Source organism: Lentzea aerocolonigenes, assembly GCF_000974445.1.
Classification (GTDB): Bacteria; Actinomycetota; Actinomycetes; order Mycobacteriales; family Pseudonocardiaceae; genus Lentzea; species Lentzea aerocolonigenes.
Genome location: NZ_BBOJ01000027.1, coordinates 119,943 through 134,567, shown reverse-complemented (window position 1 = coordinate 134,567; position 14,625 = coordinate 119,943). Strand labels below are relative to the sequence as shown.

Genomic DNA, 14,625 nt, shown 5'->3' with positions numbered 1-14,625 from the left:
GCCGGGCCGCTCGGCGCTGGACGCGGTGGCGGCCTGCCGGCAACGCTGCTGGAAACGCGACTGGGTGATCGATCTGGACATCCAGAAGTTCTTCGACAGCGTGCCATGGGACCTCATCGTCACAGCGGTGGAGGAACACGCCGACGCCCCATGGGTCGTGCTGTATGTGAAGCGGTGGCTGCGAGCGCCGCTGCAACATGCGGACGGCCGCCTTGTGCAACGGGATCGCGGCACCCCGCAAGGGTCCGCGGTCTCACCGGTGCTGGCGAATCTGTTCCTGCACTACGCGTTCGACGCGTGGATGGCACGGGAGTTCCCGACCGTCCCGTTCGAACGGTACGTCGATGACGCCGTCGTGCACTGCGCCAGCAAGGCCCAGGCCGAAACTGTGGCCAGGGCGATAGCGCAGCGGATGGAACAGGTCGGGCTGCGACTGCACCCCGACAAGACGAAGATCGTGTACTGCCAGGACGGCAAGCGGCGAGGCTCGCACGAGCACACGTCGTTCACATTCCTGGGATTCACGTTCCGGCAGCGGCGGGCGCGGGGCAAGAACGGGAACTTCAACAGGTTCTTGCCCGCGATCAGCAAGGACGCCCTGAACAAGATCAACGCGGAAGTGCGGTCCTGGCGGCTGCACCGACGTACCGGTCACTCCTTCGCCGACCTCGCAGGCAGGATCAACCCTGTCGTGCGAGGCTGGATGCAGTACTACGGAGCGTTCTACCGCTCCGCCCTGTATCAACTCCTGTCGCGCATCAACGCCTACCTGATGCGCTGGATCCGTAAGAAGTACAAACGGTTGCGGGCCAAGAAGAAATCCTTCCAGTGCTGGTGGGGAATCACGCAGCGACACCCCCGCATGTTCGCGCACTGGACCTGGGTAACTTCGGTCCCGCGCGTCTGGTGACCAGAGTGACAAGAGCCCGGTGACGGGAGACTGTCACGCCGGGATCTGTGGGAGCCCAGGGGTGAAACTCCCCTGGGCTACCCGACTCCAAAGCAACGGCAGCGAGGTGTTTGAGGGTGGTGTCGTACACCTTGACGGTCTCGGCGTCGTCGAGGAACAGACAGCGGTTCAGGGTCTCCAGATAGACCACGGTCGGGTACTTCGGAAACTCCATCACGTAGAAGCCGCCCGATGTGCCTGCGTGCATCCCCGCCGACGCGGGGATGATCCGGATGCTGACGTACGTCCGCACCGACACCCTCAGCAGGTGCGCCAGCTGCTCCCGCCAGACCTCCGGGCCACCCACCTGCAGTCGCAGGGCGAACTCGTGCACGTAGAAGACGAACTGGCGGGTGCCGTCGAGGATCTTCGCCCGCACACTCCTCGCCGCGGTGACAGCGGGGACGTCGTCGGCCTCGATCACGGGTGAGGCCTCGGTGACGACCTGGACGTACTCGGGAATCTGAAGCACGCCCGGCACCAGGGTCGGCGACCACGCGATGATCTTCTTGGCCTTCTTCTCGTGCTCGATGAAGGTGTGGACCTGGTCCGGCACACCGTCTTCCGGGAACTGGAGCCAGCCCTTCTCCCCGGACTCCAGGAACAACGCCACCAGGCGTTCCCGTTCCTCAGCGGTCGTGCGGCAGTAGGCGAGCAGGGCGATGACCTCTTCCTTGGTCACGCCGCCTTTGCCTGCCAACAGATCCGAGATCTTGGCTTCCTGCCAGCCGAGCAGTTCGGCGAGCCGGCGTTGCGTCAGTCCCGTGCGCTCGATGGCGGCACGGACGCCGTTGCCGAACTCGCGGCCCACCACACTGGATTCTCTCTTGGGCATGGCGGAACGCTAGGAGTCGAGGTGGGCCGGACTCCATCGTTCACGGCCAAATCTGCCTGAAGGTGGGAGTCTTGGAGCAGCTCCAAGCAGGCATAAGGCACTGAAGAGGTGCCGTAGGGTGGAGTGCGTGCTTTCCGACGAAGACATCGAGCTGCGTGCCCGGCTGCTCTCCATCTCCGACCGGCACGGTCACGCCACCATCGTCGTGAACCCCGACGCCGAGGGCGCTGGGTACGTGTTCTCGGTGGGGGCGTGGCGGCGGTTCGGCGTGGCCGAGGCGGTCGTCATCGGGCTCGACCAGGGCATGGGCGAGACGCTGATCAACGCGTACGTGAAGCGGGCCAGCAGTGGTGAGCGGTTCGTGCCCGGCCAGCTGTACTTCGACTTCTTCGCGGGCGTGCCGATCACGTTCGAGCGGGTGTACAAGGGTTTCTACCCGGAGTTCTTCGGCAGCGCGTACCTGCTCTACGACGGGTCGGACTTCGCGGCCGTGCAGATCATCGTGCCGACGCCGCAGGGGAAGTGGCCGTGGCAGCCGGACGCGCCTGAGGGTTTCCACGACCACCAGCTGATCCTCACCGAGAGCGGTGTGCCGGAGAGCTGGACGCCGGGGGTCACCGGGCCGTGACCGTCCACATCGGACCGATCACGCGCGAGCACGCCGGCGAGGTCATGACGGTCCAGCGTGCCGCGTACCTCCAGGAGGCCCGCCGGTACGGGGCGTGGGACCTGCCGCCGCTCGTGGAGACGCTCGACGAGATCCGCGCCCACCTGAGCGACGGCACGCCCGCGCTCGGGGCGTTCGACGGGGCCAGGCTCGTCGGGTCGGTGCGCAGCCGGGTCGACGGCGACCGCATGGAGGTCGCCCGGCTGGCTGTCGCACCCGACGTGCAGGGCGGCGGGGTCGGGCGGCGGTTGCTGCAGCACATCACCGCGCAGGCGCCGGATGAGGTCGAGGTGGTCTGGCTGTTCACCGGTGCCGAGAGCGACGAGAACCTGAGGTTCTACGAGAGCGCCGGGTTCGTCCGCACGAGCGAGCACCTCGACGCCGTGGGCATCAGGTGCGTCACATTGGAGCAGAAGGTCATCTGAGGTTCAGGGGCCGGTCACGCACGGCTGGCACGCTCTGGAAGCGGTCCACCCACGACCAACCACCGGTGCGGACGTCGATCACACGTCGGCTGATCCGTCCGGCACCCGCTGCCCCCGGCGCATCCGGCGCCGGGGGCAGCGTTGTGCGGAGACCAAAACGTTGTCCGAAGCTCGTTGTCCACTCGTCCGGCTTCGACACCGGACAACGATCTACCTGTAGAAAGGCCGTGCGGTCGACCGCTTCCGGGGGGATCCGGGAGACCGCGGGCCGGGGGAGGAGCGCCCCGCCTCGCAGGAGGCAGAGGGGGATGCGGGGCGGGGCGCTTCAGGTACTCCGGCGACCAGTTGTCGTGGATGCGACGATGCGGTTGCGGCCCAGGTGCTTCGCCTCGTACAGGCGCTGGTCGGCCTGGCTGAGCACGGCGTCGATTCCGGCGCCGGGTCCGAGCGCGCAGCCGCCGCTGACGGTCACCGTGATCCGGTGGCCGCCCACCACGATCGGCGTGGTGGCCACGAAGGAACGCACGCGCTCGGCGAGCTCGGAGGCCCCGGCGAGAGGGGTGCGGGGCAGCAGCACGAGGAACTCCTCACCGCCCCACCGGCAGGCCACGTCCCCCTTTCGCAGTCCTTCGGTGAGATGACGGCTGAACTCACGCAGCACGAGATCACCCACCGCGTGGCCGTAGGTGTCGTTGATGGCTTTGAAGTGGTCGATGTCGAACAGCGCCAACGCCATCGGATCACCCTGCTGGACGGCCGAGCTGTGCCACCTGGTCAGCTCCTCCTCCATGTGCCGCCGGTTGAACAGCCCGGTGAGCAGGTCGGTGCGGCTGAGCCGCTCGAGCTCCGCGTTGCGCCGGCGCAGCTGGTCCTGCAGCTTCTTGACGTGGACCGCCGCGTTGACCCTGGCCAGCAGCTCGGGAGTCTCGAACGGCTTTCTCAGGTAGTCGTGCGCACCGCCGTGCAGGCCCGAAACCACGTCGTCCACGCCGGTGCGGCCGGTGAGGAACACGACAGGGACGTCGCGCGACGTCTCGTCCCCCTTGAGCGCTGCCAGCACTTCGTGACCGTCCATGCCCGGCATCTCTATGTCGAGCAGGATCACGTCGGGTGAGCACGCGCGGCACCGGTCGATCGCCGCGTGCCCGTCGTCGGCCTCGATCACCGCGTAGCCCGCGTCCTCCAGGCCGGCGCGGACCACCGCCCGGATCACCAGCGAGTCGTCGGCGACGAGCACCGTCGAGGTGCTGGTCATAGCCGCCTCACCAGGACTTCTGGGTCGGTCACCAGGGTCAGTTCGCCTTCACTCCGGATGATTCCGGAGATCAACTGGCTGTCCTGGCCGTCCGGCGCCGGGCGGATGTCGGCCTCGTCCACGCGGGCCAGCCCGGTCACCGCGTCGACCAGCACGCCGAAGGTCTTCTTCGCGGCCTCGACCACGAGGACCCTCTCGCCACCGGGGCCGAACGGCGCGATGACGGTCAGCGGAGGGTCACCGGGAAGGATGCCGGCGACATCGCGACGTCCCTGTGGGAGCGGCAGCAGCCCGTTCGTGGTGCGAACCGCCCGCGTCGCGTCGACAGCCAGGCAGTACTGCGTGTTCCCGGTGCGGAAACGAACCATCGTGATCACGGCTCGCCCTCCTGTTTCTTCCCCTGCAGAAACCTCGCCAGCTCGTCGATCGCGAAGCCTTCCATCGCCCCTTCCAGGTGGGCCGGGTCGACGGTGACCAGCACACGTTGCGCGACGCTGTAGGCACGGCGGGCCGACGACCGCTCTCCCGCGGCCTCCAGCGCGAGACCCAGGTGGACGTGAGCCATCACGTCGTCGGGAGTCAGATAGGCCCACTTCCTGAACTCGACGACAGCTGAGCCGCAGTCGCCGGAGCTCAGGGCCTCCTGCCCAACCCTGGCGGCCAGCGCGGCCTGTTCGGCGTGGTCCAAGGGCACCGGCGGCGTCTCCGGGACAGGAGTGCGCGCGGTGATCTTCCTCGGGGAGGACTGCCGGTGCCCCTGCACCGTCCTGGCGGGCGCCGGGGGGCGAACCGGTGACCGGGCGACGGGGGTGTGGGCCTCGCGGTTGCGGTGCACGAAACCCTCGTCGATCCGGACCGCCTCGTAGCGGTTGCTGACCTGCCAGATCGTCTCCGTCGAGCTCAGGAACAGCCACACCTTGCGCGGCATGGCGTCGGCCAGCCGGTCGAGGAACACCTTCGCGTGTTGCGGTGAGAAGTAGATGAGGACGTTGCGGCAGAAGACCACCTGGCAGGACTTGACGCGCTCCGGAATCGGGTCGAGGAGGTTGTGGCGGAAGACGGTGACGCGGTCGCTGATCGCCCGGCAGACCTCCCAACACGTCCCCTTCTTGGTGAGGTACCTCGCCATGCGCTCGGACGAGAGCCCGGTCAGCTCGCGCGGGCCGTAGCTGGCCTCCGCCGTGCGCTGCACCGCGGAGGTGGACAGGTCCGTCGCGATCACCGAACCGTCCACACCGGACTCGTCGAGGAGCATGGCGAGGCTGTACGGCTCCTGGCCGTTGGAGCACGCCGCGCTCCAGATCTGCACCGGAGGGCGCAGGGTGGGCAGGATGTCGCGGGCGAGGATCTCGAACTGCTCGGGGTGGCGGAAGAAGGCGGTCTCCTGGACCGTGATCCGGTTCAGCAGCCTCTGCATGACCGGACTGCCCGGCAGGAGTGCCGCGAGGTAGCCCTGGGCATCGCCACCGTGTGCGGTGGCCTCGTCCCGCACGGCCCGCCTGAGCCTGCTGTACAGCGCGGACTCGCACCGCAGGCCGATGTGCAGGTGCAACAGCTCCGCGACGCGGTCCACCAAGGCGTCGAGCGTCGCGTCGTCGTTCATGACGCGACCTTCCTGGTGGCGTTGCGGACGGCGCCTGCGAGCTGGTCGATGGGCAGCAGCCGGGTCACCGCCCCGATGCGCAGGGCGGCCTGCGGCATGCCGAACACGGCCGAGGTGGACTCGTCCTGCGCGAACGTCTGACCGCCCCGCCCGCGCATCGCCAGCAGTCCGCGGGCGCCGTCGTCGCCGATCCCGGTCAGCAGCACTCCGACGGCATCCGCACCGGCCTGCTCCGCCACGGACGTGAACAACTCGTCCACCGACGGCTGGTGGGTGGCCGGGGGAGAGGCGGTGAGTTCGAGCCGACGATCGGCGGTCAGCCGCAGGTGGACACCGCCGGGAGCGAAGTACACCCGGCCGGGCTGTGCGGTCTCGCCGTGCGCCGCGAGGGCGACGGGCAGAGCCGACACGCGGCCCATCCACTCGACGAGCCCCGCGGTGAACTCGGGATGCAGGTGCTGGACGACGAGAACCGGAGCGTCGAGATCGCCGAGCCCGCCCAGGAAGGTGGCCAGTGCGCTGGGACCGCCGGTGGAGGCGCCCACTGCCACGAGCGGAGACCGTGTGCGGGGAAGGGACTCCCGCTGCGGGTTCAGCCCCCGGGGATGGCGCACGACGTGCGCACCGCAGACCAACCGCACCGCCCGGCGCAGCTCTGCCGCGAACCGGGACGTCCAGCCGCCGTTCGCGGGCAGGACATCGATCGCGCCGGACATCAGCGCGCGCACCGCGGACGGTGCCCGACGGCCCGCGATGCCGTTGGCCACGACCAGGATCGGGGTCGGCGTGAACGCCATGATGTGCTCGATGGCGTCGTACCAGGCGCGGGTCTCCGCGCGCAGCGTGAGCACGACGACATCGGGTAGGACTACGGCGACGCCCCGCACCGCCTCGTCGGCCGTGGTGGCCTCACTCACCACGGCGATGTCTCCCTCCTGTTGCAGAGCCAGCGTCAGCTGGTCGCTGTCGTCGGGTGCGTGCCCGACGATCATGGCTCGCACCGGGCGACCGGGCCGCCTCACGGCGTGCCACCCAGCAGCCGGTTGACCGCGGTGAGGAGGCTGCCCTCGTCGAAGCCGCTCTTGAGGATGTAGCCGTCCGCACCCGCGTCGAGCCCGCGCTGCCGGTCGGAGTCACCCGCCCGCGACGTGAGCATCAGCACCGGGACGTTGGCCAGTGCTGGTGTGCTCCTGATCGCCTCGGTCAGCGCGAACCCGTCCATGTTGGGCATCTCCACGTCGGTGAGCACGAGGTCGCACGGTTGTTCCCGCAGGGAGGACAGCGCCTGAGCGCCGTCGCCGGCGACCCGCACCTCGTAACCCGCGCGTTCGAGAATGCTGCGCTGGAGCTCTCTGACCGTCAGCGCGTCGTCCACCACCATCACCTGGTGCCGTCGCACGCTGCGGCGTCCAGCCGGTACGGGCACGGCGTCCGTCCCGGCCGCCCGCCCGGCGCGGCGGATGAGCCCTGGCGGATCGAGCACGATGAGGATCGACCCGTCCGGCTCGACGCCCGCGCCCGCCACGACCGGCAGGTGCGGCGCGGGCGGGCCGAGTCCTTTGAGGACGACATCGCGCCTGCCCACCAGCCGGTCCACCTGGAACGCGTGGGAGTCCGCGGTGTCGCCCAGCACCACGACGGGCCCGTCGGACGCTTCCTCCGGTGACATCGCCAGCGTGTCGGCCAGCCTGGACACCCGCACCGGTCGTTGGTCCACCCACACCACGGGCCGCCCTTCTGCCCGCGTGACGACCGCGGCGTCGTACCTGCGTGAGGTGATCACCCGGTGGAACGGGATGGCGAACCGCTGACCGCCTGCCTCGACGAGCAGGCAGCGCAGCACCGCCAGCGTGATCGGCACGATGATCCGGAACTCGGTGCCGACACCGTATTCGGACCGGACCTCCACCCGGCCCGAGACGGCCTCGACGGCGGTGCGAACCGCGTCGAGCCCCACCCCGCGGCCGGAGATGTCGGTGACGAACGCGGCGGTGGACAGTCGTGAGCGGAAGATCAGCCCGCACAGGTCCTCCGCGGTCAGGTGCTCGACGTCGACGCCCTGGCGGGCTGCCTGCTCCCGCACCCGCTCGGTGTCGACGCCCGCGCCGTCGTCGCTGACCGCGATGATCACCTCGGAACCGAGCTGCATGGCGTGCAGGCGGATCGCTCCCTGCCTCGGCTTGCCCTTCGCCTCGCGCTCGTCCGCGGACTCGATTCCGTGGTCGACGGCATTGCGCACCAGGTGCAGCAACGCCTCGGACAGCCGGTGCAGGACACCGCGGTCCAACTCGGTGTCGGCTCCGCGGACCTCCCACCTGATGTCCTTGTTCCTGGCCCTGGCGACGTCACGAGCCGCGCGGTGCATCTGGTCGGTCATCGTGGCGACCGGCACCATCCGGGTCCGCATCGTCCGGTCCTGCAGATCGTTGAGCGACCGGGAGAGCTTGGTGTACTCGGCGCACGAGGCCGGGTCGATCCGGAAGCGCTCCTGCAGCATCCGGCCCACTCGCAGGTGCGCCGACGCCGACTCGCCGACGAGGCGGACCAACTCGTCCAGGCGTTCCATCGGCACCATGACCACGCCGCTGCCGTCGCTCTCGGTGCGCGGCGCCGGCGCGGGGTCGCGGGGCAAGGGTTCCTGGGCGTGCGGGCCGGGCATCGTGCCCGGTCCCGCGTCGGTACCGGGATCGATCGGCCCGACGCCCGCCTCGATCGCCGCGTTGAGCCTGTCGACACCGCTGAGCAGCACGTCGATCGTTTCCGCGGCCACCGCGTCCGGCGAGTCGCGCATCGCGTCGACGAGCTCCTCGAGATCGTGCGCGATCTTGCTGATGTCGTCGAACCCGGCGACGGCCGACGAACCCTTCAGCGTGTGCAGCTCGCGGAAGACCGAGTCGACCAGCTCCCGGTCGCCGCTCGTCTGCTCGAGCATCAGCAGCTGGTTGCCCAGGCGGGACAGCCGGACGGCGGCCTCCTGCGCGAACAGCGCACGCACCTCTTTCAGATCCAGCCCCATCACGCCGACCCGGCCGGTAGTCGACGATCCGGCGCCAGCAGCGCCGACGGCTCGATCAACACCGCGACGCGCTCGCCGATCCGGAACGTGCCCGCGGTGCCGTGGTGCTCCGACCGGCCTGTGGGCACGTCGAGCACCGCGCGGTGCGGGAACGCGGTCGTGGTGAGAGCCGCGGAACCCTGCGGGCCCAACAGCACCACCGTGAACGCCACGGCGTCGGTGGTACCGATTCCCAGCAGTGCCGCCGTGTCGAACAGCGGGACGATCTCGCCTCGCAGGTTGAACAGTCCGAGAACCTCCGGTGGCGCGGTCGGCAGCGGCGTGATCCGGGGGGCGGCGAGCACCTCTCGCACCCACCGCACGGGCAGCGCGTAGAGCTCCTCGTGCACTGGCAGCAGGACGGTCTGCACGACCGATCACCGTCGCCCGTTGCCGGCGTGGGACAGGCTGCCGGCGTCCGACAGGCCGCCGGCAGCCACCTTGGCGCCTTCGTGCAGGGTGCCGGCGAGTTCGGCGAGGTTGCCCGCGGCGGAGGCGATCTGTTGCGCGGTCGCCGAGACCTGCCTGCTGGCGTCGGAGAGTTGCCCCATCGTCTCGACCACCTGAGCTGTCGCGCTGCGCTGCTGCTGTGTGGTCAGACGCACCTGCCCGTACGCCTCGGCCACGGCGTCGAGCAGTTCCAGGCCCTGGCCCAGCTGCTTCGCGCCCGTTTCCATCGCCATGACGGTGGCGTTGGTCTCGTTCTGGATCGCCGAGACGATCGAGGCGATGTCGCTCGCGGAGGTCTTGGAGCGTTCGGCGAGCCTGCGGACCTCCTCGGCCACCACCGCGAAGCCGAGGCCGTGATCACCCGCCCTGGCGGCCTCGATGGCCGCGTTGAGCGCGAGGAGATTGGTCTGGTCGGCGATGTCGTTGATCAGCGTGAGCAGGCCGTCGATGTCGTTGACCCGCCCGGCCAGCGCGAGCGTTCGCTCGCTGGACAGCCTGATGTCGTTCTCCGCCTGCTCCAGGTTGTCCCGCGTGTCCGAGGTCTGGTGGGTGACGGCGTCCACCGTGTCGGCGATCACCGAGGCGGCACGGGCCAGCTCCTCCGTGGTCGCCGTGGCCTCGGTGACCGCGACGCTCTGCTGAGTGGTGGTGGCGGCCAGCTGATCCGAGGACGCGGACAACTCGGCGGCCGCCGAATTCACGTCGAACCCCGCCACCGTCGCCTGCCCGACCAGCTGCTCACACGTCGACACCATGGCGTTGAACGACTCGCCGAGCGTGACGAGTTCGACGGAACCCGCGGGTGCGACACGGGCGGTGAGATCGCCGTTCGCGGCGCGCCGGGCCGCCTCGGTGAGCCGGGTGATGGGGCGGGTCGCCCGCCAGGCGAACAGGACCGAGATGACGGCGGCCACGAGTGCTCCGGCGCCCACGATGATGACGGCCTGGTTGCGCAGAACGGTCGCCGGCGCCAGCACGAGGTCGAGATCGTCCTGCGCGATCAGCACCCAGCCCAGGTCCTCGATCACGTCGTAGGCGCCGATGACCTGATGACCGTGGGCGTCGGTGAAGGTGACCGAGCCGGAGCCAGTGCTGGCGGACTGCTGCGTGGCGGGATTCTCGACCTTTGTCCGCAACGCACCCGCGGCCACGAGCGCGGCACTGTCCGTGGCGTCCTTCATCGTCGCGGAGTCGAAGATCAGCCGGTGCTCCGCGTCGACCACGGTGAACTCGCTGCCCTGCCGCAGCTCGGGGTTGACCAGCAGCTTCGACAGCGTCAAGGGTGTGAGATTGGCGGCGACGACTCCTCGTGGCCGATCGTCGGCGCCGAGGATCGGGTAGGCGATGATCCAGTCGATGCGGCCGTCGCGCTCGGTGAACGAGGCCAGCGTGTTCTTGCCGGAGACGGCCGCGCGGAACCACTCCGCGTTGCCGGGGGAGATCGTCGACGCGCTGCTGGAGGCCACGATGTTGCCTGCCAGGTCCAGTGTCTCCACCACCGTGAACTCCGGTGTCAGCTTGACCCGTTCGACCAGCAACGCGGTGATCACGGTGGCGGAGGTCTGGTCCGCTGCCTCGGCCGCGGTCACCGCCAGGTCACGCTGCCGTTCGTTGAGCCAGTCCGAGAACCTCAGCGATGCGGAGCTGACGTTCTCGACCGCGCTCTGTTTGCTCGACTCGGTCAAGCTGTCGGCCGCTCTGACAGTCAGGAACGCCGCAAGGGCCACCATCAGCGGTAGCGACACGGTCAGCATCGCGGCGCCGAGGCGGAATCCCAGCCGGCGATGCGGCAAGCGCAGTCGACGCGTGATCTTCGTCGCCATTTCCCCGCCTTCTTGGGTGCTCGGGTGAAGAAACCGCAGGGGACTCTCGCGATCGATCGACTAATGTCGTCGAGACCGCGCCGAATGCTCTTCGTTCCTCGCTCCAGAATATCAGCGTCTGCTGTCGGAAGAGGGCCTGTTCCTGCGGCGATACCCGAACGTGTGATCCTTGGAAACCGTCCCCAATTCCGGTATTCCGAGCCGTCGTGTTCGTCGGAGTTGCTATTGTGCGGGCGCACTGATGTGACGGTCGTGAGGGGTGAGGCCCTCGCGTGCGGGTCCGAAGTCGCGGAGCGCGGCGGGCAAGGTTCGATTGTTCGCGGCAGGTGTCGTCTCTGTCGTGTGAATTGGATTCTTGGTTCGGTGAAAGCTTGCTGTGCCGGTGAGACGCAGAAGGTGATCAGCGAATCCTTTTCGGGTGACTTCGATTTCGATTGATCGGATGTGAGCCGCGGTGGTGACCAGGAACCTCGGTCACCACCGCGGCGTCTGCCGGACCGTTCTTCGGAAGCGCCGGGGCCGCCCGTGCCCGTGTCAGTTCTCGTTGAGGAACTTCTGGGCCAGGGTCTCGCCCTGCGACGTGGCCTTCCCGTGGTCCTCGATCGGGGAGACCTTCGAGTTCTTGAAGTAGAGGTAGTGCACGGGGCCGTCGGTCCCGCCGTTCTCCGGGTTCGGGTTGATGCCCAGGTCCACCGCGGTGGCGTAGGACGCCTCACCGATGATGTTGCTCGGGCCCGTGTCGCCCACAACGGCGTACTCGACCCTGTTGTTGTAGATGACGGCCACGACGCCGCCGCCCTGGATTCCGAACTTCCGGTAGTCCCAGGTGCCGCTCGCACTGGGTACCACCACGTACGGGAGCTTGTCCGCGACCAGCGGCTTGCCCTTCGAGTCGTGGAAGGCGGTGTCGGGTTGGAACCACGGGTCGGTGTTCTTGTTGCACTTCGACGTGACCTGGCCGTCGCAGTCGATGTCCAGGTCGGCCTTGTACCAAACGGCACCGTTCTTGCCGCAGACCGGGATGTTCGCGGCGGTCTCGGAGTCGCTGCGGTACTTGCCGCTGGAGATCTGCTGGCACGACGTCAGCTTGGCGAGCAGCTGCGCGGCGCTGGGCCCCGCCGCCTGGGCCGCGGGGGACGCCACGAGGGAAGCGACGAGTGCGGACACGGCGAAAAGCCCTGGGGCGAGCTTGCGCATTTCCACCTCTTTCGACAGGGAACTTTCCTGACTGAAAGCGGCGGTGTCATCACTCTGCGCAACTCGGGTCGCGGGTGTCAAGGCGCTAGGGCTTACGTCCCAGAAGTCCTATCAGCCGTGTTTGGTCGTCCGCGTCCGAGGCGACCGGTACTGGTGTGTCGAACAGCGGACTTTGGCTCCACTGCTCGATGTTGCGCTCCACGTACCCCAGCACGGTCGACGCCAGGTCGGGGTCGATGCGTTCGTCCGCGCCGATCGAGCGCGCCAGGTCCCACGCGTGGACGGCGAGGTCCGTGGTCATCTGCCAGCAGTACTCCTCGGCGTCGATCGTCCCCGAGGACACGCTCACGTCCTTCTCCAGCGCCGACGGCTCCAGCCACGCCTCGCGCGCCGCCGCGGCCGCGACCACCCAGGACACCAGCGGGTCGTCGCCGAGGTTGTCGTGGTCGAACCGGTCCCCGACCTGTTCGACGGTGCAGCCGGCGAGCAACTCAGGGGCCCAGAGCTGTTCGTAGACCAGGTGACCGACCAGGTCTCTGACGGACCACTCCCGGCAGGGCGTGCCGAGCACCCACTGGTCCGGTGCGATCGCCCGCACCCGCCGGTCGAACTCCGTCATGGCCACACCGTGCGCCTGGATCAAGTCCATCCCAGCAGTGCATCAAATCCCGCTCAAACCCGCACCCCGGCGTGAGAGTTGGGCCACTCGGACGCAACTCGAGTTGTTAGCGGTACGAACGTTCGGCGTAATGTGCCACGGATCCGCCGTGACATCGTTGACACGAGAGGACGATGACGTGAGCGCTCCCAGCGCCAGCATCTCCGCGCAGGACAAGGGCTTCTTCGGGCACCCCCGAGGCCTGTCCACGCTGTTCTTCACCGAACTGTGGGAACGGTTCTCGTTCTACGGGATGAAGGCCATTCTCGGCCTCTACCTGTGGACAGCCGTCTCCGAGGGTGGCCTGGGCGTCGACAAGGCGCTGGCCCTGTCGGTCGTCGCCATCTACGGCACCGCGGTGTACATGTCCGGCGTCGCCGGTGGGTGGCTCGCCGACCGCGTCTGGGGCGGCCAGCGCGCGACGTTCTACGGCGGCGTGCTGATCATGTGCGGCCACATCGCACTGGCGCTGCCGATCGGGATCGCGGGCGTGTACCTCGGCCTGATCTTCATCGTCCTGGGCACCGGCCTGCTCAAGCCGAACATCTCCACCGTCGTCGGCGGCCTCTACGAGAAGCACGACACGCGTCGCGACGCGGGCTTCACGATCTTCTACATGGCGATCAACATCGGTGGCTTCGTCTCGCCGTTGATCACCGGTGCGCTCGCCGACGGCATCAGCTTCCACGCCGGGTTCGCCGTCGCGGCGGTCGGCATGGCGCTCGGCCTGGTCCAGTACCGCATCGGCCGCAAGAACCTGCGCGGTTCCGCCGCCGTGGCGCCGAACCCGTTGCCGCAGCAGGAGAAGGGCCGCGTCTACGGCCTCATCGGCGGTGTCGTGGTCGCGATCGGCGCGCTGGGTGTCGTGGCGTACCTGCTGGGTGGCGTCGAGGGCGTCATCCTGATGATCAGCATCATGTCGATCGTCCTGCCGATCACGTACTTCACCGTGATGTACCGCAGCAAGAAGACGCTGCCGGAGGAGAAGCCGCGCGTCCTGGCCTACATCCCGCTGTTCATCGCCGCGGCGATGTTCTGGTTGATCTTCGAGCAGAGCGCCTCGGTCATCGCGGAGTTCGCCGACTCGCACGTCGACAACCACGTGTTCGGCTGGGAGTTCCCGGTCGCGTGGTTCCAGTCGATCAACCCGATCATGATCATCGCGCTGGCGCCGGTGTTCGCGTGGCTGTGGCTCAAGCTCGCCGACCGCGCACCGTCGACCCCGCGCAAGTTCGCCGGTGCGCTCGTGCTCGTCGGTCTGTCGTTCGTGCTCATGTACTTCGCGAGCAACTCGGCCGCCGACGGCAAGGTGACGCCGTTGTGGCTCGTGCTGATGTTCCTGATCATGACCTGCGGTGAGCTCATGCTGTCGCCGGTCGGCCTGTCCGTGACGACGAAGCTGGCGCCGCGGGCGTTCGCGTCGCAGACGATGAGCCTGTGGTTCCTCGCGGTCTCGGCCGGCACCGGTGTGGCCGCGCAGCTCGTGAAGTTCTACACGACCAGCCCGTCCGCCTACTTCTTCACGCTGGGCGGCGCGGCGATCGTGCTGGGCGTGGCTCTCGCCGTCGCCACGCCGGTCATCCGCAAGCTCATGGCGGGCGTCGAGTAAGGCCTTGCACAAGGCGAGAGGGAGGCCCGTCGCGGCGGCGGTGCGGCGGGTCTCCCTCTCACCTACAAGGATGCACTACGCAGATGTGTCATTGGGGCA

14 protein-coding genes are annotated in these 14,625 nt (G+C 68.5%); 4 read left to right on the top strand and 10 right to left on the bottom strand.

All coding sequences use genetic code 11. The annotated features are described in order from the left end of the window. On the top strand, window positions 1–910 hold a 910-nt coding region (locus AOM45_RS41380), incomplete at its 5' end, for a reverse transcriptase domain-containing protein (protein ID WP_059362963.1). Here AOM45_RS41380 and AOM45_RS41375 read toward each other — a convergent pair. Further along, window positions 843–1,784 (bottom strand): helix-turn-helix domain-containing protein, encoded by a 942-nt coding sequence (locus AOM45_RS41375; protein ID WP_082157657.1) that lies wholly within the window; start codon window positions 1,782–1,784, stop codon window positions 843–845. The two genes, AOM45_RS41380 and AOM45_RS41375, sit on opposite strands and share 68 nt — an antisense overlap. A gap of 127 nt (window positions 1,785–1,911) precedes the next feature. Here AOM45_RS41375 and AOM45_RS41370 point away from each other — a divergent pair, with 127 nt between their 5' ends. Together AOM45_RS41370 and AOM45_RS41365 are read left to right on the top strand one after the other, a co-directional pair. Further along, window positions 1,912–2,412: a DUF4262 domain-containing protein gene (locus tag AOM45_RS41370; RefSeq protein ID WP_236704026.1), complete on the top strand. Its 501-nt coding sequence runs from the start codon at window positions 1,912–1,914 to the stop codon at window positions 2,410–2,412. After that, the gene (locus AOM45_RS41365) at window positions 2,409–2,876 is read left to right on the top strand and encodes a GNAT family N-acetyltransferase (RefSeq protein ID WP_051784135.1); all 468 of its coding nucleotides are present in this window, start codon (window positions 2,409–2,411) and stop codon (window positions 2,874–2,876) included. The genes AOM45_RS41370 and AOM45_RS41365 overlap by 4 nt, the downstream gene beginning before the upstream one ends. 325 nt (window positions 2,877–3,201) lie before the next feature. On the opposite strand, the gene AOM45_RS41360 is transcribed toward AOM45_RS41365, so the two are convergent. From AOM45_RS41360 to AOM45_RS41320, 9 genes are all read right to left on the bottom strand, one after another. Beyond that, entirely contained in the window at window positions 3,202–4,131 is a 930-nt protein-coding gene (locus AOM45_RS41360) for a diguanylate cyclase (protein WP_030470236.1), read from the bottom strand. Beyond that, window positions 4,128–4,499 (bottom strand): chemotaxis protein CheW, encoded by a 372-nt coding sequence (locus AOM45_RS41355; RefSeq protein ID WP_236704027.1) that lies wholly within the window; start codon window positions 4,497–4,499, stop codon window positions 4,128–4,130. The genes AOM45_RS41360 and AOM45_RS41355 overlap by 4 nt, the downstream gene beginning before the upstream one ends. Window positions 4,500–4,504: 5 nt before the next feature. Next, on the bottom strand, window positions 4,505–5,734 hold the full coding sequence (locus AOM45_RS41350; RefSeq protein ID WP_030470238.1) for a CheR family methyltransferase: 1,230 nt from the start codon (window positions 5,732–5,734) through the stop codon (window positions 4,505–4,507). Next, window positions 5,731–6,726, bottom strand: coding sequence for a chemotaxis protein CheB (locus AOM45_RS41345; protein ID WP_030470239.1), 996 nt, complete (start codon window positions 6,724–6,726; stop codon window positions 5,731–5,733). The genes AOM45_RS41350 and AOM45_RS41345 overlap by 4 nt, the downstream gene beginning before the upstream one ends. A gap of 26 nt (window positions 6,727–6,752) precedes the next feature. Then, on the bottom strand, window positions 6,753–8,750 hold the full coding sequence (locus tag AOM45_RS41340; protein ID WP_035911894.1) for a hybrid sensor histidine kinase/response regulator: 1,998 nt from the start codon (window positions 8,748–8,750) through the stop codon (window positions 6,753–6,755). Continuing rightward, window positions 8,750–9,160 (bottom strand): chemotaxis protein CheW, encoded by a 411-nt coding sequence (locus tag AOM45_RS41335; protein WP_030470240.1) that lies wholly within the window; start codon window positions 9,158–9,160, stop codon window positions 8,750–8,752. The genes AOM45_RS41340 and AOM45_RS41335 overlap by 1 nt, the downstream gene beginning before the upstream one ends. Before the next feature lie 6 nt (window positions 9,161–9,166). Continuing rightward, window positions 9,167–11,062 (bottom strand): methyl-accepting chemotaxis protein, encoded by a 1,896-nt coding sequence (locus AOM45_RS41330; RefSeq protein WP_030470241.1) that lies wholly within the window; start codon window positions 11,060–11,062, stop codon window positions 9,167–9,169. Between the two features lie 534 nt (window positions 11,063–11,596). Beyond that, window positions 11,597–12,259, bottom strand: coding sequence for a glycoside hydrolase family 75 protein (locus AOM45_RS41325; protein WP_030470242.1), 663 nt, complete (start codon window positions 12,257–12,259; stop codon window positions 11,597–11,599). An 85-nt stretch (window positions 12,260–12,344) separates the two neighbouring features. Continuing rightward, window positions 12,345–12,878, bottom strand: coding sequence for a TIGR03086 family metal-binding protein (locus AOM45_RS41320; RefSeq protein ID WP_236704025.1), 534 nt, complete (start codon window positions 12,876–12,878; stop codon window positions 12,345–12,347). A gap of 178 nt (window positions 12,879–13,056) precedes the next feature. Between AOM45_RS41320 and AOM45_RS41315 the strand changes: the two genes are divergently transcribed. Next, window positions 13,057–14,526 (top strand): peptide MFS transporter, encoded by a 1,470-nt coding sequence (locus AOM45_RS41315; protein WP_051784136.1) that lies wholly within the window; start codon window positions 13,057–13,059, stop codon window positions 14,524–14,526. The last annotated feature ends 99 nt before the right edge of the window (window positions 14,527–14,625 follow it).